Origin of the sequence: Erythrobacter donghaensis (genome assembly GCF_001557325.1) — a bacterium.
Taxonomy (GTDB): Bacteria; Pseudomonadota; Alphaproteobacteria; order Sphingomonadales; family Sphingomonadaceae; genus Erythrobacter; species Erythrobacter donghaensis_B.
This window is the reverse complement of sequence record NZ_LSJS01000306.1, coordinates 1-24,333: the sequence shown is the minus strand read 5'-3', so window position 1 is coordinate 24,333 and position 24,333 is coordinate 1. Positions and strand designations below refer to the sequence as shown.

The 24,333-nt window shown below is 60.3% G+C and carries 23 protein-coding genes; 11 read left to right on the top strand and 12 right to left on the bottom strand.

All coding sequences use genetic code 11. The annotated features are described in order from the left end of the window. Window position 1: 1 nt before the first annotated feature. The 10 genes from AX692_RS17855 to AX692_RS17810 form a co-directional block, all read right to left on the bottom strand. Window positions 2-550: a TrbI F-type domain-containing protein gene (locus AX692_RS17855; protein WP_073977159.1), complete on the bottom strand. Its 549-nt coding sequence runs from the start codon at window positions 548-550 to the stop codon at window positions 2-4. Beyond that, on the bottom strand, window positions 547-885 hold the full coding sequence (locus AX692_RS17850) for a hypothetical protein (RefSeq protein ID WP_155646367.1): 339 nt from the start codon (window positions 883-885) through the stop codon (window positions 547-549). The genes AX692_RS17855 and AX692_RS17850 overlap by 4 nt, the downstream gene beginning before the upstream one ends. After that, window positions 882-3,434 carry a type IV secretion system protein TraC gene (traC, locus tag AX692_RS17845; protein ID WP_073977169.1) on the bottom strand — a complete coding sequence of 851 codons (2,553 nt, stop codon included), beginning with the start codon at window positions 3,432-3,434 and terminating at the stop codon, window positions 882-884. Before traC ends, AX692_RS17850 begins: the two co-directional genes overlap by 4 nt. Window positions 3,435-3,444: 10 nt before the next feature. Further along, window positions 3,445-4,146: a hypothetical protein gene (locus AX692_RS17840; RefSeq protein WP_073977161.1), complete on the bottom strand. Its 702-nt coding sequence runs from the start codon at window positions 4,144-4,146 to the stop codon at window positions 3,445-3,447. After that, window positions 4,143-4,979 (bottom strand): DsbC family protein, encoded by an 837-nt coding sequence (locus AX692_RS17835; protein WP_073977162.1) that lies wholly within the window; start codon window positions 4,977-4,979, stop codon window positions 4,143-4,145. Before AX692_RS17835 ends, AX692_RS17840 begins: the two co-directional genes overlap by 4 nt. Window positions 4,980-4,987: 8 nt before the next feature. Further along, the gene (locus AX692_RS17830) at window positions 4,988-6,163 is read right to left on the bottom strand and encodes a TrbI/VirB10 family protein (RefSeq protein WP_230960716.1); all 1,176 of its coding nucleotides are present in this window, start codon (window positions 6,161-6,163) and stop codon (window positions 4,988-4,990) included. A gap of 122 nt (window positions 6,164-6,285) precedes the next feature. Then, window positions 6,286-7,086, bottom strand: coding sequence for a type-F conjugative transfer system secretin TraK (locus AX692_RS17825; RefSeq protein ID WP_081095442.1), 801 nt, complete (start codon window positions 7,084-7,086; stop codon window positions 6,286-6,288). Beyond that, a complete protein-coding gene (locus tag AX692_RS17820) occupies window positions 7,083-7,649 on the bottom strand; it encodes a type IV conjugative transfer system protein TraE (RefSeq protein ID WP_073977164.1) in 567 nt (188 codons plus the stop codon). Before AX692_RS17820 ends, AX692_RS17825 begins: the two co-directional genes overlap by 4 nt. Before the next feature lies 1 nt (window position 7,650). Further along, the gene (gene traL, locus AX692_RS17815) at window positions 7,651-7,935 is read right to left on the bottom strand and encodes a type IV conjugative transfer system protein TraL (protein ID WP_073977165.1); all 285 of its coding nucleotides are present in this window, start codon (window positions 7,933-7,935) and stop codon (window positions 7,651-7,653) included. An 88-nt stretch (window positions 7,936-8,023) separates the two neighbouring features. Further along, a complete protein-coding gene (locus AX692_RS17810) occupies window positions 8,024-8,341 on the bottom strand; it encodes a hypothetical protein (protein ID WP_073977166.1) in 318 nt (105 codons plus the stop codon). A 771-nt stretch (window positions 8,342-9,112) separates the two neighbouring features. Between AX692_RS17810 and AX692_RS19860 the strand changes: the two genes are divergently transcribed. The 4 genes from AX692_RS19860 to AX692_RS17800 all read left to right on the top strand — a co-directional run bounded on the left by AX692_RS19860 (window position 9,113) and on the right by AX692_RS17800 (window position 12,017). Next, the gene (locus tag AX692_RS19860) at window positions 9,113-9,604 is read left to right on the top strand and encodes a hypothetical protein (RefSeq protein ID WP_155646366.1); all 492 of its coding nucleotides are present in this window, start codon (window positions 9,113-9,115) and stop codon (window positions 9,602-9,604) included. Between the two features lie 61 nt (window positions 9,605-9,665). Beyond that, the gene (locus tag AX692_RS17805; RefSeq protein WP_073977797.1) at window positions 9,666-9,899 is read left to right on the top strand and encodes a hypothetical protein; all 234 of its coding nucleotides are present in this window, start codon (window positions 9,666-9,668) and stop codon (window positions 9,897-9,899) included. Between the two features lie 366 nt (window positions 9,900-10,265). Then, window positions 10,266-11,732: a helix-turn-helix domain-containing protein gene (locus AX692_RS19340; RefSeq protein WP_155646365.1), complete on the top strand. Its 1,467-nt coding sequence runs from the start codon at window positions 10,266-10,268 to the stop codon at window positions 11,730-11,732. A 9-nt stretch (window positions 11,733-11,741) separates the two neighbouring features. Continuing rightward, window positions 11,742-12,017: a hypothetical protein gene (locus tag AX692_RS17800; protein WP_073977354.1), complete on the top strand. Its 276-nt coding sequence runs from the start codon at window positions 11,742-11,744 to the stop codon at window positions 12,015-12,017. Here AX692_RS17800 and AX692_RS19335 read toward each other — a convergent pair. After that, window positions 11,997-12,839 carry a lytic transglycosylase domain-containing protein gene (locus AX692_RS19335; protein ID WP_230960718.1) on the bottom strand — a complete coding sequence of 281 codons (843 nt, stop codon included), beginning with the start codon at window positions 12,837-12,839 and terminating at the stop codon, window positions 11,997-11,999. The two genes, AX692_RS17800 and AX692_RS19335, sit on opposite strands and share 21 nt — an antisense overlap. 18 nt (window positions 12,840-12,857) lie before the next feature. Here AX692_RS19335 and AX692_RS19330 point away from each other — a divergent pair, with 18 nt between their 5' ends. Beyond that, on the top strand, window positions 12,858-13,847 hold the full coding sequence (locus AX692_RS19330; protein ID WP_196490791.1) for a DUF7146 domain-containing protein: 990 nt from the start codon (window positions 12,858-12,860) through the stop codon (window positions 13,845-13,847). Here the strand turns inward: AX692_RS19330 and AX692_RS17795 are convergent. Continuing rightward, window positions 13,844-14,911: a replication initiator protein A gene (locus AX692_RS17795; protein ID WP_073977353.1), complete on the bottom strand. Its 1,068-nt coding sequence runs from the start codon at window positions 14,909-14,911 to the stop codon at window positions 13,844-13,846. The genes AX692_RS19330 and AX692_RS17795 overlap by 4 nt on opposite strands. 567 nt (window positions 14,912-15,478) lie before the next feature. Here AX692_RS17795 and AX692_RS20370 point away from each other — a divergent pair. The 6 genes from AX692_RS20370 to AX692_RS17775 all read left to right on the top strand — a co-directional run bounded on the left by AX692_RS20370 (window position 15,479) and on the right by AX692_RS17775 (window position 24,317). Beyond that, on the top strand, window positions 15,479-15,661 hold the full coding sequence (locus AX692_RS20370) for a hypothetical protein (RefSeq protein WP_196490790.1): 183 nt from the start codon (window positions 15,479-15,481) through the stop codon (window positions 15,659-15,661). Between the two features lie 201 nt (window positions 15,662-15,862). Then, window positions 15,863-16,597, top strand: coding sequence for a ParA family protein (locus AX692_RS17790; protein ID WP_230960655.1), 735 nt, complete (start codon window positions 15,863-15,865; stop codon window positions 16,595-16,597). A gap of 1 nt (window position 16,598) precedes the next feature. After that, on the top strand, window positions 16,599-16,961 hold the full coding sequence (locus AX692_RS19855) for a hypothetical protein (protein ID WP_155646363.1): 363 nt from the start codon (window positions 16,599-16,601) through the stop codon (window positions 16,959-16,961). A gap of 113 nt (window positions 16,962-17,074) precedes the next feature. After that, complete coding sequence (locus AX692_RS17785) at window positions 17,075-21,292, top strand: strawberry notch family protein (RefSeq protein WP_073977351.1); 4,218 nt, start codon at window positions 17,075-17,077, stop codon at window positions 21,290-21,292. An 85-nt stretch (window positions 21,293-21,377) separates the two neighbouring features. Then, complete coding sequence (locus AX692_RS17780; protein WP_081095444.1) at window positions 21,378-23,489, top strand: ParB/RepB/Spo0J family partition protein; 2,112 nt, start codon at window positions 21,378-21,380, stop codon at window positions 23,487-23,489. Window positions 23,490-23,573: 84 nt separating this feature from the next. Then, window positions 23,574-24,317: an ArdC family protein gene (locus tag AX692_RS17775; RefSeq protein ID WP_073977796.1), complete on the top strand. Its 744-nt coding sequence runs from the start codon at window positions 23,574-23,576 to the stop codon at window positions 24,315-24,317. Window positions 24,318-24,333 lie beyond the last annotated feature (16 nt).

Below are 24,333 nucleotides of genomic sequence, written 5' to 3'. Positions count from 1 at the left end.
GCTACCCTCCCCCGTTCGCGGTCATGTAGGCCTGCATCTCGGCCTCGACGCGCGCGGCCTGACCTTGCGGGGGCGCTGCGAGCGCCTGCGAGGGTTGCGGGCGCGGAACCTTAGCATAGACTGCCGCCTTCACAGCTTCGGTGACATCGGGAAGCTCACCGCCGACAACCGCTTCATGCAGCAGGACAACCTTGCCGTCCTTGCCGAGACCGGAAACTGTCTGATCGAGCGCAGCCATGAACATGGCGGTTTCACGCGCGGCAGTCTGTTCGTCGGTGTTGGAACGCGCCTGGGCCTGAAGATACTCGCCGATGATGCCCTGAAGCTGAAGCTGGACGAGTTCAGGCCGTCCCGGAGAATCGAAGGCGATGGACTTGGTCACCCATGCGCCCCAGACGAAAGTAGCAGCGGCCGCGCCGAACAGGATCATTTCGCGCGGCGCGAGCCCCCCGAAGCGGGCCGGGCGGCGGGCAGCCTTGGTTCGTAACGCGGGCTTCGGGTGAGTATCGGCAGGCGGAGCTGCATCGGCATGTTCGAACAGGTCGGTCATCGCTCGTCTCCGGTGATGAAGGCTGAAAAAAGGCTCGCGCGCCGGAAGAAGCCGATCATCACGAACCCGATGAGAAGTGAGCCGAAAGCGATCCCCTCGAACTGTTCGCGCCTGGACGTGTCGGCAGCAAGGAAACGCGAGGTGAGATTGTCGAGCTGGAGCATCGTGCCATCGAGAACAAAGCCGCCGAGGACGAAAAACGCGAGCGCGCCGACGCCGAGCGTGGCAAGCAACGTCGTGGCAAACCAACCAAGCAGGCGGAGGCCCATAACAATGATATCCTGAGGGGCAATGCGCGGCTCAGAGCGTGCAAGGATGTGCGGGATAGCCTTCATTCTGCGGCATCCTTCAGCTGATGTTCCTCAGGAAAGGCGACCGCCTCGATCGCATCGGGCATGGCGTAGCCACGGTGCACGTAGTCCTCGATCTGCGCGAAGACATGCGGGCTCGAGGAGTAGAGCGTGCCCGAGAAGCGGTCGAGAACGAGCCGCGCCACGCATTCGGTTTCAGGGCCGCGGATGAAGATGTCCGAATAATCGGTGCCGTTGCGCTTCAGAGACCGGAGCAGCGCCTCGGTCATGTTGTCCATCTCGAACCGATCCGAGTTGCGGAAGTCCGAAATGGTCTCGCCCTTCTGCTGGAGGATCAGGAACCAGTCCGAATTCTCGAGCGCGGCACGCGAGCCTTCAGACTTGTAGTAATCGTGGATCGACTGCGTGGCGGTAATGAGCGAGCCACCATACTTGCGGCAGGTGCGCGAATAGGTCTCGACGAAGTCTGCCATCGCCCCGCCCTTCAACATCTGCCAGGCCTCATCGATGATGAGCGGCTTGGGGATAGCGCGGTCCATTCGGCGCATGACCTGGCTGGCGATGAACATGATTGACGTGAGCACCACGCCGCGCAGCTCCTCGCGGGTAGCAAGATCGGAGAGCTCGAACACGGTGAGATCCGCCGAAAGGTCGAGATTGGCGTCGCCCAGGAAGAACCGGCCATAGGTGCCGGTCGAGGCGAAGGGCAGGAGCGATGTCGCCAGATCGTAGGCGAAAGGATGCTCGTGCTCCTTGAGCGTGTCCATGACGTGATCGACCGTGCCGTCGCGCCCATGCGCGTCCCACACCCGGTTCAGCGCCTGGTCGATCAGCCCGCGCTCGGTATCGTTAAGGCGGGTCTCGTTGCGCGCCATCTGCGAAATGATCGATTTGAGCATGGCGAGGCAATCGACGAGATAGTCGTCATCGCCGCTGGCAAGTTCGCTGTCGATCATCCGGAACGGGTTGATCGAGATGCCTGAGGACAACTTAAACTCGGTGAAAGTGCCGCCGAGTGCTTTGGCCATGTGCTCGAAGCTGCGGCCGTCGTCGATCACGATGGTCTTGGCGCCGACACCAGCGAAGCTTGCGGTAAGATCCTGGAGCAGCACCGATTTGCCCGAACCCGACTTGCCGGAGATCGCGACGTTGTGGTTGCCCGCGCTGTTCTGGAACGGAGACCAGAACTGCGGCTGACCGCGCCGGCCGATGAACAAAAGGTGCGGGATATGGCCGCCATTGTACTCGCCCTGAATCGGCGCGATGGCGGCAAGGTTTGCAGAACGCATCGTGCGCATCCGCTTCATGCGCTTCAGGTCGGAATCGAGCCCGTCGGCCAGCATAAGCGGAAAGTGCGCCATGAACGCGGGGAGCTGGATATGGGTCTCGTCGATCAAATCCCATCCGCTTGCCTTGTATAGCGCCTTCAGGGTGCGCTCACACATCTCGCCGCGCCCCTTGGGCGCCAAGATCGAGACGGCGTAGTAGCACGAGACAAGCTTCTCACCCTGCTTGACCCGGTCGGCGACGAACTCCCATTCCGCAGCTTCGGTGCGAAGCTTCGGAACGAGCTTGACGCCCTTCCCCTCGGCAAGCGAGCTTGTACGCACGAACTTGTAACCCGCCTTGCTTTCGGAAGCCTCAGAGTTGGGGATGATCCCACAGGCAGTCTGAAGCACCGGACAGGGCAGCGAGAGCTTGGGATTGAAGATGTCTCCGATGACCTTCTGGGTATCCCAAGGCGCCCAGCGGTCGGGGAAGTTGCGGACCGCCATGGTGCGCACGTCGAAACGCTCAGGGACAAAGTCCTTCATCTCGGGCACACCCTCGGAGCTCGCTCCGGTGGGCCGGAGCGACTGCGCGTGAAGCACAAGTCGGTCGCGCTCGACGTGGGTGACCAGGTCGCGGCGGATGCACTGCTCGTTGATGGGATCGAAGCGGTTGTAGCCCGGAACCTCATCTCCGGCGCCGGTCGAGGGCGCAAGGATCTCGTCGAAGAAGCGAATGAGGTCGGTCGGCGTGAACTCGTGGACAGGGACATCGATGGAATCGAGCGCGGAGGTGATCCCCTCGCGCATGGTCAGAAGATCATCGGTCGTCAGGCCAGAGCCGTCGGAGATGGCAACCGCCATGACGACGCGAAAACTGCGCACAAAGAAGGGACCGTCGCCTGCGAGCGTAGACCATGCGCCGTTGCGCAGCTTGTCGATGCGATGGCGCGCCAGGGTCTGGAAGACGCCGGAAGCCTTATAGCGCGGCAACGCCCAGCCCTGCAGCTTCTCAGCGACGCGCGGGCTCGAATAGTTGGTGACAGAGAACTTGGCACCGGGCCGCAAGATATCCGAGAAGAGCGAGCCAATCACGTCATTGACCCGGTCGTTGGCCCCGACAAGCGGAGCGAGCTCAAGAATGAAGCCCTTGGAGCGCACCTGATGGAAGATGCGCTTCTCCTCATCGAACGAACGATAGCCGAGGAAGTGCGAGAGCATCGGCACATTGGCGGGCCGCGCGGTCTGCTCGGGCTTGCGACTGTCGCCGGTGACCAGATCGATAATGTTGTTCAAGGCCTGCATCATGGCACGATCACTCCGGCGTGGCGGGGAAGGATGCTGCCTCGCGCCGCGGCAGGCGCTGCTGGGCGGCGAGCTTTTCTGAGACCTGTGCCTCGATCTCAGCGATAGGATTCACAGGCAGCGCCGCTGCGGGACTTGCAGCTCCATCCCTTACCTCTGCGACCGCGACCGCGGCGGCAGCAGTATGGCTGACGGGCGTTGAAGGATCACGAGAGCCCATCAGGTCGGCAGAAATTGCGAGATAGGGAGGCGCGCTTTCGGCTGCCGCAAGAAGCCCCTGCGAGCGGGCGGGCTTGGCGCCGCGCATCGCCATGGTCTCCATTGCATCACCGCGCCCGGGAAGAGAGGCTTGCGTGCGCACGGTGCGCTTAGCATGGACCGTTCCGGCAGCATCGGTGTAACCGGGAAAGACCACGGCCAACTCGTAGCTCGGGGTTGCACGGGCGATCAGCTGTTCGGCTCCGATACTAGGCGCATGCACCGGAGCGTCGATACCGTCATCCATCCGGAACGGACCTGCCGGGTTGAGAAGATCGCCCGAGGAGGTCTCTTCGATCTTCGCAAGAGCGCTGTCGTCGATGACCGTGGAAGGCGCGCAAACGCTGTCGGCCGCCTCGCAACGGAAGTTCGCGTTCACATTTGTCCCGAATGTCGTGCATGCCGACAAGCCGAGACCGAGCGCGAGCGAAGCAAGCAGTGCCTTGATCTTCATGACACCTTCTCCTTCAACCAAGTTTCAAGGAACTCGCGGGGCCGATAGCCGTGAACGACGGCGCCATCCTCGCGCACAATCACAGGGGTGCCGCCGAAGCCGTGCTTGCGAGCAAAAGCTTCATTGGCATCCAGTCCCGAGGTATCGCAGCTCGCACCAGAGGAAATCGAGGCGCCCTCGTAGGCCTGACTCACAGCCCGGCGCTTGTCGGGCGCGCAGATCACAGCTTCCGAGATGGGCCGCGTGCCGAGTACCGAAATCGGCCGTTCGATGACTTTGACATCGAGCGTCGCCAACGTCTCGTGAAGCCGCTTGCAGTATCCGCAGCGGAAATCGCTGAAGACCGTGAGGGTGCGCCCCCCCTTCCCCATCGTCACCGCGCCGTTGGCAGGGAGCGCGGCAAGTGCGGCAGGATCAATGCGCGCATCGGGAGCGGGCCCGCGCTGCGCCTGATCCGCGGCTTGGGTATCCTCGGGCGGGTCGTCCGGAGCCACGCCGCCGCCGACGAGCATGTCGGGGTTCATCTCCAGGAGCCGTGCCGCCGTCAGATCCTGCTTGGTCTCCATGTCATAAACGCGGCCGATGATGAGGTATCGCGCAGAGTGGTCGATGTAGAACAGGTTCTGACGTGCCTGCACCTCGCAGACGCCTTCGATCTTGTCGCAGTCGATTGCGGTGACTTCGGTCTTCGGCAGGCGCTCCATCAGTGCAGCCTTGACGCTCGCGAAACTCCCACTGGTGGCCGCCTGGGCGACTGCCGCAGCCGCCGCAACGGTCCCGGTGAGCGCCATCACGGCGCCGACGACCTTCCACGTTGTCCATTTGAATTCCATGGTAAGCCTCAATTCCTGATGAAGGTGCCGTCGAGGAACACGACCTCGACCGCGGCACCAGTGGGCATCTCGACGACCGGCTGATACTGCTCGGCCCGCTCGATGAGATAATCGGAGAGTGTGTTGCCTGCGGTGGCTGCGCCGCCGCCGATCGCCTGAATGCCGACATCGGACGCTGATGGAAGCACGGGTTCATTAGCGATCCGCGGGATCTGGTTCGCACCCTGGAAAGCGTTGCCGACGCCGCCGAAAAGGCCCGCGATGAAGGCCTGGGTGGTCAGTCCGCCCTCGCGGCTGACCACCCGGCCGCGGATTCCGACCTTGCCCCCGAAGGCGATGAATCCCTTGACCTCAGAAACGGCGAAGCGTCCGCCCGGCTGCGCGCAAGTCATGCGCTGGAGCTTCACGTAGACCTTCTCCGAAGACAGATCGCCATAGGCCGCGCCATTGACCATGCAGCCCTGGACCCTGGTCGCCAAAAGCTTGCCCTCGCCATAGACCGAGCGCGCGGGGCCGGTGATGCGCAGCAGCACCGGGAGCGGATCGCTCTGGCTGCGGGTATTGGTGGTCGCATCGACCCCGACGACGACAATGGCGTTGGCCATCGAATTGGGTGGAAGGTAATTGGGCGAGTCCGTGTAGACCGCCGGAGCCTTCGCCGGATCGATCCGCGACCCGGTCCCGGCGCCTTGCGTGAAAGCAACCATCTGGACATCGCTGCCGCGCCGCATAGGCCCCGAGGCTGCCGCCGCACCAGCGCCGGGAGCAGGGGCCACTCCCATGTCGCGAGCGGCGGCAACCGGACCGGGCGCGGTGGGGCGCGCGTTCCCCCGGTCAAGTTGTTGGCGCAACTGTTGGTTCTCACGCTCATAGGCATCGAGAACGTGCTGCCCATCGCGGGCCATCGCAGCATTCTCACCGCGCAGCGACTGGATTTCATTCTGAAGCTGAGCAACCTGCTCGGACTGCTTCTCGACGCCCTTGAGGCGCTGATCCTGCGAGTTGATCTGGCCCTCGTACATCGACATCCATTCCTGATCGACCATCTGGCGGTTCATCAGGGCGTCGGTAGAAACCTCTGTCTTCTTACCAGACTCCATCGCCTCATCGACCGTCTCACCGGTGTCGAGCACGAACATCGTCGCACCGATCACTGCGATGCCGCCGATGCCAAAGAAGATCATACGCTGGCGCTTCTGTGCCTTGTCGTTGTCGACAATCGAGCCAGTCTCATCGACCGCATCCTGTTCGGCCTTCTCGTCGGCATCGAGGTCCTTGGGCTTGCGTCTGAGAAAATCCATGAGATCTACCTTCCTTGCGGCACGACCACGTAAGCGGCAGTCGCCTGCCCACTCGCGAGATTGGGATTGGAGATTGTGACTGCGATCGCGCCGTCACCGGCGATGAGCTGCTCAGCCAGAACGATGGGCGACGCGCCGGTGTTCTCGATGCGCAGCACCTTGCCCGTCATCGTCGGACTGCGGTACTCGGTGATCAGCTGTACCTTGAGGTCGCCGACATTGACCGGAGCGCGCGCCGCATCGGAGATTTCGAAGCCGGTGACCGGACGCTGCTCGAACATAGCCTTGACGAGACCAACCGCGCGATCCTGCAGCGAGCCATAGGCGGCAAGCACTTCCGGGGCCGGCGCCGGGTTTTCCACGTCGGCATTGGCAATGAACACCTGCACGGCATTGTCACCGCCGACCTGGCAATCGAACTTATAGACGAAGCCCTTCTGGGTGGTCCCGAAGAACGAAATGTTCGCCTTGGCGTAGCCCTCAGGAACCGAGATGTAGATGTCGCCACGATTGGGTTCGTGAACGATCGAGAAGTCCTGGCCCTCTACCCCAGACTGCACCCGCGAGACGGACACGAAGCGGTCATCCTTGAGCGCAATGCGTGTGAGGTCGGCCTTCGAAGCCTTGCACCGGATCTCGCCATTGTCGACCGCAAGAATGCTCTCGTCCGCAAGAGCCGGAACAGCCGGCAGGCAAAGCGCTCCAACGACGATGGCGGCCCCGACGACGCGTGAGGCGGTGCATATGGGACGCGCGAGCAACGCAGCGCCGCTTGCAAGGGCAAGGCTAGTCAGGGCAATGCTCACTTGGCACCCTCCTTCTTTTCCACGACGACACCGAAGCCTTTCAGCCGAAGCGAAACGCCCGTGTAGGTCCAGTTGAACTGAAAGATCTTGTGCTCACGCCGAACATCCTTGGATCCGACGATAGTGTGCAGCACTCCGCCCACCTGACTGGTGAGGTTGTCAGGATCGGTCCGGATCCAGTCGATCGTGACGAACTGAGTGATCTGCGAACCCTTCTGCTCATCCATGATTTTCATGAGATCAGCCTTGAGCGGACCACGCGCCTCCGGGGCAGAAATCGCCACAAGCCCGTCCATCCAGTACTGGAGCGTCTCGGGAGAACGATTGAGCGCGAGCTGCGCAGTGTCGCGCGTGACGGCCTCGAGATATTCCGGCGTCACAGCAGACGAACTCAATGTCATCTGGCTGGGAAGAATGGGCTGCAGCACCACTTCGCGGTCGCGGGTGGATGCGGCCGTGAACATCACCACCACGAGGATGCCGAGAACCATGCAGATGAGGGCAAGCAGATTACGCTGCTTGAGGGTCCTCTGCGATGCCTCGTGTGCAAGAGAAAGTTCCATGTCAGCCCGCCATCACTCTGAGATGAGAAGGCGGAGCGACCTTCAGGCCGAAAAATTCACCCGGCAAATGCCAATAAGCAAAGTGCAGGACCCAATGCATCGAACGCCCGGCTTTGATTTTGCGGTAACCAAGCCAGAATGCGACGGCCAGAAGCAGGCCAATCACGACATGTTGAGCGAGGATTCCCCAGGCGAAAGGGATCACCATCACGAGGAATTCGTCGAGCGTCCAGAACCCGATGAGCTCCGGATCGTCGAGATGCTTGGGAATAGAATACTGGTCCAAAGATCAACTCCGCCGATGAGAAGGAGAAAGAGGCCAATCGAAGGGCGACTTGCTTCTTCCTCCTCCGTGGGACAGATCGCGACGTCGATCAGACCGTGCCGGTGACCGAGGCGGTGACGATCGGGATACCGGTCCCGGCGCCGACACCGACGCCGACGGGAATGGCGACCTGGCCGAGCGAGAAGCGACCCGAGGCGAGCGCGACGATGCCGCCAGCGAGCGAAAGCACGGTGATGATCCGACCGCCCGAGCCCTCGAGGAAGTTCGTGAACTGCGTGAGAGCGGTATCGAACGTGCTGTCGGTGCCGGCCATCGCGGCTTCGACGCCGAAGACGCTGGCACCGGCCAACGCCGCGACGGCGAGGGCCAGCGTACCGCCAGCCTTCTTCATCTTCAGAGCATTCATGGTAGTTCCCTTTCGGTTTGAGGTTGGCGTCCAGCGCCATCAGCAAAGTCGAACCGTCAGGAACCTTTTCTCAACCTTAGGATTGCACGATTCGCGAATCGCCCAACCGATTTCACGGAATCGAAGAATACTCGTCCCGAATTCGGGATGCCGCTTCACGATTTTGAGGAAGCCATTTCACGATTCTCGGGCATACCCATCCCGAACCGGCACCATAACATCCGAAAATTCGGGATGTGACATCACGAAACCGAGCAATAGCGAGGAAGGTTGCAAAAATTGCTCCCTGAAGGCAGGCGAAAGATAGATCACTCACCGTCAGTACGGGGATTACGACGCGTGCAAAATGAATCAGCCAAACGGCCGACCCGTGTCACGCACCGGATAGTGCTAAGCCCTGCGTCGTTCGCTATTGTCGCGAAAGCGGTACACAATCTTACTATTGAGCGAGAGAGATTTCAGTCGTTTAGCGATGTAATCAAACATGCCACGAATAAATATAGAAATTCTGAGGGGTTGAATACCGATCTATTGTTTCCGCATTCCATGCCAAGCAGGACAATCACCTTGACTGTCCAATTGGATGCCGAGACGAACCAGGCGCTCGACAGGATTAAAAACGATCTTTCGATAGCAACCGAGCGACATTGTGGAGCCGGAGACGCAATGGTGTTCTGCGCCCTACTGGTTGCCGAGATGAAACTTTCTGCTTGCATATAGCGAGAAAACAAGCCCATCCTATGGCATGCCATAGGATGGGGTTCGCAGGGCATGTGCGATACGACTGAAGGAAGGCTGGAGCGGGCAACGCATGCGCTGCATCAACGCTACGCAGTGATAATCCGGGAACAGATGTCAAAACAGGGTGTTAGCGTGTATGCGCTGGCAAATGAAGGCGTCATACCCAAGCACCGCCGGAACGATTTCTTTCCCAGACTTCGGGAAGGGAAGCTCTCGATGGGCGAATTTCAGCGTGTGCTCGTTCGTCTAAACATTGATCCGGTCAGGGCTGCACTTTCCCTTCTCTGCGACGAAGTCTCCGGGTCTTATGAAGACCCTTGCTGCGAAACGATCAGTCTCGTGGCGACATCGCTGGCAAAGCATCTGCCCGGAGAAATGGCGACGTGCGAAGGTGAATTCTCGTCGCTGAGGGCCGGGCTTTGCGAAAGCATCGCCCAGAGGACGTCGGCAACGATCGCACGGCATCACGCCCAAATGGAACGCCGGCAGAATGGCGACGGTTTCGAGCACGCCTACGGATGAGAACTCCCCCTGCACGATTGGACGAACGATGGGGCGTGACTAGTCACAAGCGGGGCCAATCATGCGCCAGAAGTCGAACGTAGTGCGAGATCGGAAGGCTGATCAGAGGTCCCGGCGTCGATCACAAGGCTTCAAGCCGCTTGAGATCTGGCTTCCAAAAGCCCTGATCGCAAGGATCGACGAAATGAAGACGGAGGATCTGAGTTCCCGCGACGCCGTCATTATGGCGATGATCGAGGAATCTCTTCGCGTTGAAAGACCAAGCAAAGCGAAGGAGCAGCTGATGTTGCTGTAGAAATCAAAAGGGGCCCCGTTGGCGCGGGACCCCTTTTGCGCATCCTGTTGCGTTGGAGCGCTACGTTCTCAAGTCTCCTTAGCAACAGACCGACAAAATCGCAAGCGCTTATGCGCGCGATGAATCGTGGCCGCGAGCCACACGGGGTCAACGCATCTGCGGGTGCATGGGAAGGGAGGAAAGCGGAGCAGGCAAAGAAAAACCCGGGCAGAGCCCGGGCCTTTCGAAGGAAGCATCTACCGCGAGGCAGCAGAGGCTGAATGACACCCTCAAAGTAGGCGCACCCTGACAATTTGCAAGCAGCTTTCGCGATTCTCGCGCGGTCAGCTGTTGTCTGCGCCGCTCCTCGATTTGAGGGAGCGAACGATGAACTGCGTCCTAGAGGATGACCGAACTGCGCAGCGCAAATCGGGACACGAAGAAGCGGCGGCGATAGGAGATATTCTTTGGAATCTTCCGATCACGCCGGGCGGGAAACTGGACGTAATTCAGGAGCTGAATACGCCGGAGGCAAGGGCCACACATGCCGCGCGCGTCATGAAAATGATGGATCAGTTTGCCCCAGCGGGAAGCGCCGCCAGGGGCAAGGAGCGACGCCGGAGGATACTCGACGTCCTCGAACAATTCTCACAAAAGCCGCCTGTAACGATCGACGTACCGCGCAGCGTATGGCGTGATCTCCACGCAGCAGCCGCTTATGTCGCAGCGAAGGACGAACAATGGGATAGCAGCTGCGGTCCGCTGATTGCAGCCAGCAATGTCCACCTGCATGGACGGATCGGTTGGAGCAAAGCGCGTACGCATATCTCACGGATGGCTCAGTACGGCTTCACGATCCCCTACCGACTAGCAGGCAACGGAAAGCGCTATTTCGCTCTGTCAAAAGGCAAAGACGCGCCCCATGCATCAGGCTGGTCACTGGCCCCGCTTCTCCTTCTAGAAGAACATCTGATCGATCTAGCTCGACGCGAACGGACAATCGCCGATCATCATATGACACTGCCGCGGCAGATCTCTGCAGCCACGAGCACTGCTTACCGGCTGATCAGAACCTTCGATAAGCGGGTTGAATGGGCGTGCGCCGCTCGATGGAAGCTCGATATTCTTACCAACGAGCAGCGAAAGCATAGCAGACGAAAAACCTCGGCGGAGACGATTTCAAGGCTGAAAAAAATCGCCAGCCTTGCTGAACAGCTTCTCGAGCGGATTACCCACAGGCTTACCAACGAAACAGAGCCGAGTGTGACGGAAAAAAAGGGCACTAGAGTGCCTGAAACGAGGCACCACCATTACAGCTCAGATTCAGTCAGTGGAATAGTAGGTGACTCGGCAGAAGGTCGTAGCGGAGATGTCGGCACATCAAGTCCGACCAGTTCAACAGACGAGCGGTCAGAATTTTCAACAAGAAGAGAGGAGCCCAGTCCATCAGCCTCAGACCCTCACGGGATAGAGCGATCGGGATTTGAATGGTCCGAAGCCCCCGCCCTTTTCCCATGCATCAAAGATATGATCGAACTGGGAGGCAACCCAGGACTGAACGAACTGCACAAAGTGGCGCAAGCCTGCCAGATCAACCAGCGAACGGCAGCCTATGCGTCAGGCATGCTGGGTCCAAAGGTAGCCCTCCTTTGCGTGCTGATAGCCGCTCAGCGCCTTAGCGAAGGCAGCATCCAAAAAACTACGGAAGCCTATATGCAAGGACTGATCAAGAAAGCGCGATCGGGTGACCTCAATATAGGCCACACGCTGTTTGGACGGCGCGAAGCTGCTTATGGCAGGACGGAGACAAAACGGATAAGGAAGGTTCGTAGTCCGGACGAGGAATCGAGCTAAGGATCAGCGATGAAGCACGAAGCCCTTGTCGCCTGGACCAGCCTTTACATCGCTGTCGGAGCAATGGCAGTGCTATGCGCCGTGCTCTCGATCCTGGTTACGGCCGACGACTGGCGGTCAGGGCGCTGGAAACCAAGCTGCGGAACGCGCCTCCAGAAAACGCTCCTGTTACCAAAAATCTGGCTCCGATGGCAGTTGAACTACCTGAAAGGTACGCCGGTGATACTTGCGATCAGCATTTATTACGCTTGGAGCGTCGGGTTCTCAGTATTCTGGGACATTTGACGCAAGCTTGAACGGCGATATGGAAACCGAACGGAACGGATTCTTGTTTGAATTCGGGACAGGGGCTGGAGCTCCTCCATCGAGAGACGCCATTATCGTCCTCACATAATTGCGCGTCTCCCGGAAAGGGGGAATACCGTTGTACTGTTCGATCCGCCCCGGGCCCGCATTGTAAGCAGCAAGAGCAAGCTCCCAGCTGCCGAAACGGGTTAATTGCTCCCGTAGATACCGCGCCCCGCCCCGCAAATTCTGTTCAGGATGCCAAGGGTCGGAAACGCCGAGATAGGCCGCTGTGCCGGGCATCAGCTGAGCCAAGCCCATCGCGCCAGCGGAACTGCGCGCATATGGCCGATATCGGCTTTCCTGAGCGATCAGAGCATCAAACAGGCGTACAGGCACACCAACCTCGCAAGCGACCTGAGCGATCAGATCGAAATAGACGCGGCGCCTGGCTTGAGCATCGGGCGAAATGCCAATGCGCGGGAAATACTGGGTTCCGCCACAATCAGTGCCCGTGCTGAAGGTGAGCGCTTTGAACGGTGTCGACGTCGGGCGCCCTGCCCTCATCCAAGTCGGGACTGAAGGCATAGCGACATCATCGTCAAGCCACGGGCGATCTGCATCATCTTGGAGATACTGACGGAGTGCCCTTTCGGGTTCAGAGGCCTGAACCTCTGCCAAAGGTTGTCGATCCGCTGATGCGTCCGGGACCAGCTGATGAAAGGATTGCGGAACTTCAGAAGAGAAGCTGTGAAGTGTCGCTTCTTGAGCCGATGCAGACGAGCATGTCGCCGCTATCAGGAGGACAAACCATTTTCCCATGACCACACCTATCGTTCGATGTGGCTCGATTACCGCAAATCGGCACTATTCGATGAGGTGGCGAATGGCAAGCACGACCTAGTCAATAGCACAAAAGCAGCAGGCCGTGCTGGAGGGGAAGATGGTTCGTTAGGGGAAAGGAGCGATTTTATGTTGGTTGCACTTCGTCCAACGCAGCAAACTGTCGACATCGTGGCAAGTCTGCGCGGCCGATGGCACGGATCCTATGCGATGTGCCTCTGTCCCGCGCACGCGGACGCCACCCCTTCCCTCTCGGTGCGGCAAGGTCAACGAGGCATTCTCGTCCACTGCTTCGCCGGCTGCGATAATGTTGCCGTGCTCAGGGCAATCGCGCAGCTGACGCCGCGAGCGAACACGCCGATGCCCAGGTTCTCAGAAGCGAGGGTGGCCCCAAGTATTCAGTGGATCTGGGAAGAGTCAGGCGCGATACGAGGAACGATCGGCGAGACCTACCTCCGCCTGCGTAACCTTCCAACCAATCTTCCCGACGTCCGATTTCATCCGCGGTGTCCTTTTGGACGAAAGCCTCACGCGAAGTTCAAGCCAGCACTGATCGTCGCGGTGCGGTTAGGGTCTGAACTGGCCGCAATCCAAAGGATCGCCCTGAAGGCCAATGGCGACGGCCATGTTGGAAAGTTCATGCTCGGAAGACCTGGGCAAGCTGCCTGGTCACCTCCCTTCGAAGGAAACGAACTCGCACTGGCTGAAGGCATGGAGGATGCGGTCGCCTACACGAAGCTTAGAGGGATCCCGTGCTGGAGCTCACTCGGCGATCAGAGGATAGCGCTTCTGCGAGTTCCCGGCGCCGTAACGAAGCTGCATATTGCCACAGATAATGATCAGGCGGGCGACAGCGCGGCAGAGCGCGCATTCGTGGAACACGCGGCACCAGACAGGGTCATCAGCCGCGACCGGCCGCCATCGGGCTTCAAGGATTGGGCAAAGTTCAATGAGTCGCGAAGCTGGGGCCGACAGGGTCTGTCCTAGGGGCGTCCTCGCTTCTCGAACCAGCTCTGAGCGAATTTAAGGAAGTGACGTTCCGGATGCTTAGGTTGAATTTCTTCCTCTCCGACCCAACGGCGCCATTCTGTTTCGAGGTAATAGGGGTCCCATCCGGGGGCGGCAGAACGGATATCGGCAAAAACCTCGGGATCGAGGCGACCAGACCAAGGCTCGCTGTCCCCCTCCCCTCCCCCAAACTTGTCGCTGACGATCTTCATCGTGTTGCGATTGGTAAAGAGAACCATATCGGTCTCGCCGTCATACGCGACGAAGTAGTCAGGGAGGTGGTCCGAAGCTGCCAAGGCACGAACAGCTCTTCTGAACTCGCGATCGGTCGACTTTGATCCTGACTTCTTGTGAAGGATCTCGAGAGAAGCTTTCCAGGATGGCTGCTGACCGCAATGCTTGCGAGCTAGCTCATAAATGCGGCGTTCGATCGGCTTACGCAGCCGAAAATAATCCCGGTGCAGCGTAAGGACTTCGTTGTGCTGGATCGCATTAAAAACCCAGTCTGATAACGTGATCTCGCAGGAGAGGAGTCGACCATCGAGCCCATGTTTTCGTCGGATTGACGATGAATCGATCAGGCCGAACGTATCAGTCTGCTCCATGTCGCCAGTCCTGATGTTGGTCGAGATAGTCGTGCCACGAATCCGTTCGATAGCCTCCTGGAGTGCCTCATAGTCCTTCCCGGATGTTCCGCGATTGGTAAAGACAAGGAGGTCGTGGCTGTTGATGCGAACCCGCTTGCTTACGGGTTCACCGCGCTTGAGCTTGGCCATAATCTGGCTGATGGCATAGATGAGGATATCCTTATCATAGATCGTGGCCAAGCCCTTCACGCTCGGTGTGACCTGAAGCCACTGACCATTATGCTCGTAGCGGCGAATACTTGTCTCGGGTTTTTTCGACAGCGAGTAAAAAGGATGCTCCAGCTCGGCCATTACGTCCTTGAGAACCGCATCGGCAACATCGCAGATGAACAAATCATGCTGCGGGTGGCGCTCCTTCATGAGCGCGAGGTGCTGATTCGGTGGATCGCCTTCCATGCCTCTCTATTCGTGGTTTCACACACAAAAGTCAATCGTTCGGGGTTTCACACACAGACCGGCCCAGATTCGGGGTTTTACCCACAGTGACCCCCGATTCGTGGTTTCACACACAACGGGGTTCAGATTCGGGGTTTTACCCACACCGCCGATATTCGGGGTATCGCCCACAAATCCTCGGGGTTTCGCACACTGAAGTTCGGGGTATCACACACAACGGAGACCGACTAAGGCCCAAAATCACGCGTAATATCAAATCGTTGGTTGAGCGGCTCTGCGCCTTAACACGAATCCTAACCCGAAATAACACTCGCAGGCTGTGGACAACTGCCCATTTCACCCTCGCATGGGCGGAGACAAGGAGCTCTTGAAGAGCATACCGAGCTCGGTCGAAGCCACCTACGACGACATCCCAGAAAATGGGACGCCTTCACCGCAGCTGGCTGATGCCCTCCCCTTCCCCGGCGTCGTTGGACGCACCGATGTATACCCGCAAAGGCTTGAGCGTGGGCTGTAACCTCAAACGGAGGCCTTTGACGATCTGCAGGAATGGCTTTCCGAGGTGGAATGGACGCCGATCTGGCACTGAAACTCAGCCTGAGTACCATTCCGGAAGGTTATCCGGCCAAGATCGCCAACTCTGCAGCGGAGCCAATGGGTAGAACCCAAAAAAAGGGTACCCATCAGATACCTACCAGCTATCTCCTAGGCACCAGCTATCCAACGAATACCAAGGAGCTATCCAGCTAGCTAACAGATTAGAATATGCTCCGCGCGAACTCTCATTTGGCTAGCCAGATAGCTATCAGCTACCTGTATGCTAGCTGTCAGATACCCGTAAGATAGCGGGCTAGCTATCTCCTACCTACTTGATAACAGATCGATAGCCTCTTGATACCGGGGTAGCTATCAGATATCTCTGGCTACTGTAACGGCTAGCCGGGTAGCTAGTTGGATAGCCATCTCGGCAAACGCAAAAATCCGGAGAGCAATATGCCAACCATCGTGTTCATCAGCCCCAAAGGGGGGGCGGGAAAAACCACAGCAGCGCTGCTTCTCGCTACCGAGATAGCGCGATCTGCAAAGGTGTCGGTAATCGACGCCGATCCTAACCACCCGATCAAAGCATGGGCAGAAGATGGTAACACACCAGCAAACATGCATATCGACGCAACCGCGGACGAGGAGAACATCATTGAGCGGATCGAAGAGGCTGCGGAAAAAACCCCATTCGTCGTAGTCGATCTGGAAGGGACGGCTGCGAAAATCGTTCTGCTAGCAGTAAGTCAAGCTGACCTCGTGGTCATTCCAACTCAAGGATCTCAGCTCGACGCCGAACAGGCGGGTAGGGCGATAAGAGTTGTCCGGCAGCAAGAGAAGATGAGCGGGCGGAAAACCCCTTTCGGCGTCCTCCTCACCAGAACAAGCCCGATCATCAGGACTCGGACTATGGGTCATATACAAGCAAGCCTGAAACAGGCGGGCATTCCAGTCTTTGACACCCAGCTGAACGAGCGTGAGGCCTTTCGCGCAATGTTCTCATTCAAGCAGCCACTCGAACAGCTCGATCCAAACGAGGTCGCAAACATAGACAAAGCAATCGCCAACGCTGAAGCATTCACAGCGGAGGTGATTGAGCAATTACGAATAAGCCGCAAGCACACATCCGAAGGAAGGGCAGCATGATATGACCAGAGCGAATCCTTTCGGAGACCTCAGCGATTTCGAGCCGGTCACAGAACCTAAACCCGTCCCGATTGACGCAATCGAAGCGGTATCCGAGCTTCAGGGCTTTCCGAGCCGAAAAGCCGGCCAACCAAACGCTGCTCAATCTGACACGACACAATCCACGAACCCGCAAGGTGCACGCAGGCGCAGGCGTCGAACGACGAGTTTCAACCGTCAGGTCAACATCAAAGCTACTGAGGAGACCGTCGAGCGACTGCACAGCATCTCGGCAGAAGAGGATCTGCCCCTTGGTGCCGTACTCGAACGCGCCCTCGACGCCTTCGAACGAATGAAACGAGCGGACCGCGAGCAAGGCGAGTAGACTGGAGAACTGCCTTGCTGGTCTCTGGCGTCTTGAAGATGCCACAGCCAACCAGCGGGAATTAGGGGAGGGGAGGGGGATGCCCTGATGCGGTTCAGCATCAGGAGCAGACCGTGACCGACCTCTTCGAACAATCAAGCATGCGGCTCGACACCGCGATCAACAAAATTGCCAGCGCAATTGCCGACGGCGGCCTTTCCAAAAAGCAGCTCTTTGACGTCATGGCCACGCTCCACGGATGCGGCTCTGCGGAAGGCCTGTGGTCTCAGCGGGGAGCCTACGACCTGCTCGAGGCGGCACTGTCCCGACACCTTCAGCGGGCTCACGCTGGACCTGACTGTCAGTCGATCAGCAAACTCACAGGACTCATCGAGAGCCTGCCGACGCATACGGTCCGGAGCGAAGACCAAATTCGCTATCAGCAGTTCTCGACACCGGCGGATCTCGCAGCCCTCGCGCTGTGGCTGGCGGTGCCGCGGGAGACCGACGTGGTGCTTGAGCCCAGCGCGGGACATGGCGCGCTTGTGGCCATGCTGCCGACGATTGCGGCACTGCACCTCAACGAGATCGACCCCAGACGCCGCGAAAAGCTGACGCTGATCTTCCCGGACGCGACCCTCACCGGTTTCGACGGAGCGATGCTGTCCTCACTGCTCGATCCGTGTGTCCGCCCAAGCCTGATCCTGATGAACCCGCCATTCTCGCGCTCATTCGGACGCGGGGCCGACGAGTACGCGGCCGTACGTCACCTTCGTGCGGCGATCAGACGCGTCGCAGCAGGCGGGCGTGTGGTCGCTATCATGCCGGACTGGTTCACCACAAGCGCGAAGCTTGCGCACATTTACGACGAAACCTTTGCTTCCTGCACGGTCCAGACCTCGATCAGGCTTGGCAAATGCTATCACAAGCAGGGCACCAGCGTTGCCGTGAGGCTCTACGTCATCGACAAGATGCCCGGGCACACACGCCCTCCTATCATCTCACGCGAGACCGTCGCTGCCATTGTGGAGATAGTTCGGCCTGTCCCGCGCTATGAAACGCGACAAGTTCACGCCGTGCGAGCGCCGAGCCAGAAGGCGCGACCTGCAAGCTTGTTCAAGGCCATGCGCGCGAAGCCCAAGGCTCCTCAAGCTCCATCGCGCATCGTCGAGCGCGCGCTTATCGAACCACTGGCCTTCGAGCCGCTGGCATCGCCGAGGCCGCTCGGCGAACAGAGCGGCGTCTATCTTCCCTATCGCCCGAGCCGCGTCGAAATCGCCCGGGCTCGCGAACATCCTACACCGCTGGTCGAGAGCGTTGCGATGGGGTCGATCCCCGCGCCAGTGCCGCACTACGTACCTGCACTGCAGGAGCGTATCCTGAGCGAAAGTCTGCTTTCCGAAGCGCAGATCGAGACCGTGATCTACGCAGGCAACGCCTGGGACCAATATCTCCCGGGCACTTTCATCCCGTCGGAGGAAGGCGTTGGGCTTACGCTCGACGAAAAGGGCAAGGAATACCGCAAGGGTTACTTCCTCGGCGATGGAACGGGGGCAGGGAAGGGCAGGCAGATCGCAGCCTGCATCCTCGACAACTGGCTCGCCGGTCGCCGCAAGGCCATCTGGGTGTCGAAGAATGAGAGCCTGCTCGAGGACGCGCGCCGCGACTGGAGCGCGATCGGCGGCATGCCTGCCGACATTCAGCCGCTGTCGAACTGGAAGATCGACCAAGACGTACCCTTCCGCGACGGAATCGTATTCGTCACCTATCCGACGCTCAGAAGCCAGCGCCAAGACGCAACACGCCTCAAGCAGCTGCTCGATTGGGCAGGCGACGACTTCGAGGGGGTGATCGCTTTCGACGAGAGCCACGAGATGGGCGGCGTCGCTGGCGGGGAGGGCGCCCGCGGCGCGAAGAACGGATCGCTCCAGGGCATCGCCGGCGTGCTCCTGCAGAACAATCTGCCCGGCGCACGTGTACTCTACGCTTCGGCCACAGGCGCATCGGATGTCAACAACCTCGCCTATGCCGTCAGGCTCGGGCTGTGGGGACCAGGAACGGCCTTCGCTAACCGTGAGGACTTCATCGCCCAGATCAGGGGCGGGGGCATCGCAGCGATGGAACTGGTATCGCGCGACCTCAAGGCGCTCGGTCTCTACCAGGCGCGCGCCCTGAGTTTCGCCGGGGTGGAATACGAGATCCTGAAGCACGACCTCTCGCCTGACCAAATCAGCATCTACGATACGTATGCCGATGCATGGGCGATCATCCACCAGAACATGGAAGAGGCCCTCGAGCTCACAGGGGTGGTGGACGAGATGGACGGCGCAACGCTCAACAGCGGCGCCAAATCGGCAGCGCGCAGCCGGTTCGAAAGCACGAAGCAGCGCTTCTTCAACCAGCTGCTCCTCTCGATGAAGCTGCCGACCCTGATAGAGGCCATCAACCATCACCTGGACCGTGACGAGGTGGTGGTAGTGCAGCTGGTATCGACCGCCGAAAGCATCCTCGATCGACGGCTCGACAGCCTGTCACCCGAAGAACGCGCCGAACTCGACCTCGACCTCAGTCCACTCGACGCTGTGATAGAATATCTCGAACGCGCCTTCCCTACCCAGCAGATGCAGGTCTTCTTGGACGACACGGGGAAGGAATGCTCGCGCCCGATGTTCGATGAGGACGGACACCCGGTTCACAATCAGCAGGCAATCGAACGACGCACAGCCATGATCGAGCACCTGTGCGCCATGCCACCGATCAGGCCGGCACTCGACGGAATCATCGAGCACTACGGCACCCAAAAGGTCGCCGAAGTCACCGGACGCACCAAGCGCCTCATCAACGGCGCGGACGGCCAGCAGAAGCTGGAGACCCGCTCGCCGCGCACCAACCAGTCCGAGACTGATCAATTCATGGACGGGCACAAGCCGATCCTCGTCTTCAGCGATGCCGGCGGCACGGGTCGCTCCTACCACGCGAGCCTCGATGCCAAGTGCCAGAAGCGCCGCATCCACTTCCTCCTCGAGCCGGGCTGGCGCGCCGACCGGGCGATACAGGGCCTTGGACGCACACACCGCACGCATCAGGCCAACACGCCGCTGTTCCGGCCGGTGACGACCAACTGCAAGGGCGAGCTGCGTTTCACCAGCACGATCGCTAGGCGGCTCGACAGCCTTGGGGCGCTCACCCGCGGCCAGCGTCAGACAGGCGGGCAAAACCTGTTCGATCCGGCCGACAATCTCGAAAGCGAATATGCCAAGGCCGCGCTCCACACCTGGTTCGCGCTGCTTAGCGAAGGGAAGCTCAAGAGCGCAACGCTCACGGACTTCCAGCGCCGCAGCGGGCTCAAGATCGTGTCGGAGGACGGTGTTCTTGAAGAAGACCTGCCGCCGATCCAGCGCTGGCTCAACCGAATCCTCGCGCTGCCAATCGGAATGCAGAACGCGATCTTCGACGAGTTCCTCGGCCTGGTCGAAGCACGGGTCAGCGCAGCGCGCGAAGCTGGCTCGCTCGATGTCGGTGTCGAAACCATGCAGGTCGAGCAGGCCGAAGTGGTCGAAGACATCATCCTGCGGACGGACGAGCGCACCGCGGCGACCTCGCACCTTCTGCAGCTCGCCTTGCGAACCCGGGCGCGCCCGGTCGGTCTGGAGCGTGTGCTCGAGCGCCGAGATTATTCCGAAGGATGTATGCTCATGCACAACACGAAGAGCGGCAAGTGCGCGCTTGCCGAGCCCTCGCGCCATTTCATGACCGAGCGCGGCGAACTCATCCGGCGTGTGATCCTCCACCGCCCGCTGCGCCGCGAGTACCATCACTTTGACGATCTTGTGGAATCGGCGTGGGAGGAATGTTCGCGGCGGACTTTCGAAAAAGGCTGGCAGGAAGAGGTTGCCGAAGCGGCTGAGAAGCTCAGCACCGAAACGGTCTACCTCGCCACCGGACTCCTCCTGCCCATCTGGTCGACGCTCCCGATCGACTATCTCGAGGTGCGGCGCATCGTCGACGAGGCGGGAAGAAGCTGGCTCGGTCGCATCGTGCATGAGCTCGACGTCGCCAATCTGCTCCAGAAGTTCGACATCACCGCAACTGTCGATCTCAGCCCCGACGCCGTCATCCGGGCACTGGCGGAGAACCGGACGATCCCGATCCGCCAACCGTTCGAGGCAACCGTCAAATGCTCGCGCGTTGCGGGGGAAAAGCGCTTCGAGATCGCCGGCGCGCCGGTCGAGCACCTTCCTTGGCTCAAGAGCATTGGATGCTTCACAGAGATCATCAGCTTCCGCACGCGGGTCTTCGTCCCGACGGTGAACGCTCTCACGATTTTCGAGAAGCTGCTCAAGGCGGCCTGACGGCGACAGGCCCGACCCGAACAAAGGGGAGGGGGAGGGATTGTGTGCCCGGGTGATGACCGGGAGCACATCAGGAGTGAAGACGATGCTGATTCCCTTTTCGAAGCTCTATCTGAGCGATGCCAACGTGCGCAAAACGCGCAGCGAAGAAGACGACGCCCAGCTATCGGCCGATATCGAAGCACGCGGCCTGCTGCAGAACCTGCTGGTGACAAAGAGCAAGAAGCGCGGCAAGTTCGCGGTGATTGCCGGCGGCCGCCGCCTGCGGGCGATCGAAATGATCATCGAGCGCGGCGCGTGGACGCCCGAAACCGAGATCGAATGCAAGCTCCTCGAAGGGAGCGAGGAGGAAGCCGGCGAAGCCTCACTCGCCGAGAACTTCCAGCGTGTCGGGATGTCGCCCGCCGAGGAATGCCGTGCCTTCGAGCACTTCATCAAGGAGGGCACCGACATCGCCGGGGTCGCCAAGCGGTTCGGGCTGACGCAGCGTTTCGTCGAAGGGCGCCTCCGGCTTGCGAACCTCGCCGAACCGATCTTCGCGGCGCTTGCCGCAGGCGAGATCACGCTCGAGATCGCCAAAGCCTACGCCGCGACGGACCAGCACGAAGTGCAGCTGCGGGTCTACCAGCAGATGCGCACCGCCTGGAACGCGACCCCCGATGCGATCCGACGCATGGTCGCGAACGGCTCGATGCGCGGCAACGACCCCATCGCGATGCTGATCGGCGAAGATGCCTATGTCGCTGCCGGCGGCCGCGTCGAACGCGACCTCTTCAGCGAAGCCGCAGATGACCGCTGGATCGACACCGAAGTGGCCCACAAACTTGCGGGCGAGGCGATGGAAGCCGAAGCCGCCCGGCTCGCGGCCGAAACCGGTCTCGGTTGGATCACACCGGTTGCCTCCACGAATTCGTGGCAGGCTCGCAGCGAGATGGGCGTCTATCCCGTCCGCCTGCCCCCCGCGCCGCTTTCACAGGAAGCACGAGTCCGCATCGACGAAATCGACGCGCGCATGGACGACCTCAGCACGATCTTCGAGGAAGGCGAAGATGCGGAAGGTGCCGAAAACACGGACTTCGAAGCCCTCGAGGCGGAGTACGAGGCGCTCGATGCCGAACGCAGCGAGCTCAATAACCCGGTCCGCGAGATGCCCGAGGAATGGCGCAGCGAAGCTGGTCGCTTCCTCGTCCTGACGACGCGCGGCGACATGGTGCTCGAGGCGGACTACTATAGCGAGAAACGGCTGTCTTTCGACACCGACGAAGAGGGCAACGTCACCGCGACCGCCGAAGAACCGACCTCGGGCTCGAGTAAGCGCGCCGGCGGCGCGCCGTCCAAGCCCGAAGCTGTGGCACCCGGTAGCGAGAAGCCGATCAGCGCGCGCCTGTTCGACGAATTGTCTGTCCAGCGCCGCAACATCCTGTCCGCTTCGCTTCTCGGCGATGCCGGCCTTGCGCTCGACTTCGCGATCTTCGCGCTCGCGGACAAGCAGAGCTACGACAGCAAGGGCACCGCGATCAAAGGAGGGCGCCCGAACGACCCGGCGACCGGTGAACTGCCGCAATCGAGCGCGGAAGCCATTCTCGCCGAAGCGGCCGAGGCGCTCGACAAGAGCTGGCAGGAGCCGGCCGACGCATCGCAGCGCTTCATCGCCTTCCGCGATCTGGATGACGAGGCCAAAGCGGCCTGGCTTGCCTTTGCCATCGCGGTCTCGCTTGAGGCAAAGAAGGGCTACGGATCCGAGTATCATCCGATCCACGCCGTCATGGGCACGATGCTCGACATCGACGTCGCACAGCTGTGGCGGCCAACCGCGGAAAACTTCTTCGACCGGGTAAGCAAGACCTCGTGCCTTGCCGCACTTACCGAGGTCGGCGGAGCGGATCTCGCGGCACGCTATGCCGGATCGAAGAAGGCTGAGCTCTCCAAGACCTGCGAGACGATCTTCGCTGGCAAGGCGATCGTCGAGCAGGAGGTCAAGGAGGCCGCGCTCGCATGGCTGCCCGAAAGCATGAAGTTCACGGTCGGGGAGCAGCGCAGCGAACCTGTCGATGAAGCCGACACCGACGGCGACCAGTTCGACGAGGAGAACGACTTCGAAGAGCACTGCGACGATGAACCGATCGATGGCGCCGACGAAGCTGCCGACAGCTACGAATCCGAAGACGCCGACGAAGAAGCGGCGATCGACGCGTAGCGCGCCGATCCCCTCCTGATGGCCTGGCCCGGCATGCTCGCATGAGCTGCCGGGCCTTTTTTCTTTTCGAGAAGGAGCGAGCCCATGCGCCGCGGACCCAAGCGCGATGTCGCGCAGGAAATCACCAACCTCATCATCCGCGCAATCGAAGCCGGAACCCTGCCTTGGCGCAGGCCGTGGAAGAAGACCGGAATGGGCGGCGCGCCATTGAGGGCAGGGGGGGTGCCCTACACCGGCATCAACCGGCTGTACCTTTGGGCGGTCGCCGACCACTATGGCCATGGATCGCGCTACTGGATGACCTATCGGCAGGCGCAGGAACTCGGAGGTCAGGTCCGCAAGGGAGAGACTGCCGAGCCCAGCATCTACTTCAACACCACCAAGAAGACCGAGATCGATCAGACCAACGGCGAAGAGTCGTCGAAGACCATCAGATTCATGCGCGCCTACAGCGTGTTCAACGCCTCGCAGATCGACGGACTGCCGCCGCATTTCTACCCAAGCCCCGTGCCCGAAGCACCGCCGACGCCCTCCGAGAAAGCAGCGGCGATCGTGAGCTTTTTCACACCCATCCCGGCCGATATTCGCCATGGCGGGGACCGAGCTTACTACACCCCGGGCGGCGACTTCATCCAGCTTCCGTCGCCCAATGTCTTCCGCAGCGAAGACGGCTACGTGGCAACCAAGGCGCACGAGCTCGGACACTGGACCGGGCATTCCTCACGCCTTGCGCGCGAATTCGGGAAGCGCTTCGGCGACAAGGCCTACGCCTTCGAGGAGCTGGTCGCATTATCTGGACAGTCTGCACCGCATGGCACTTTGCAGTAGGATGTGGTGATGGACG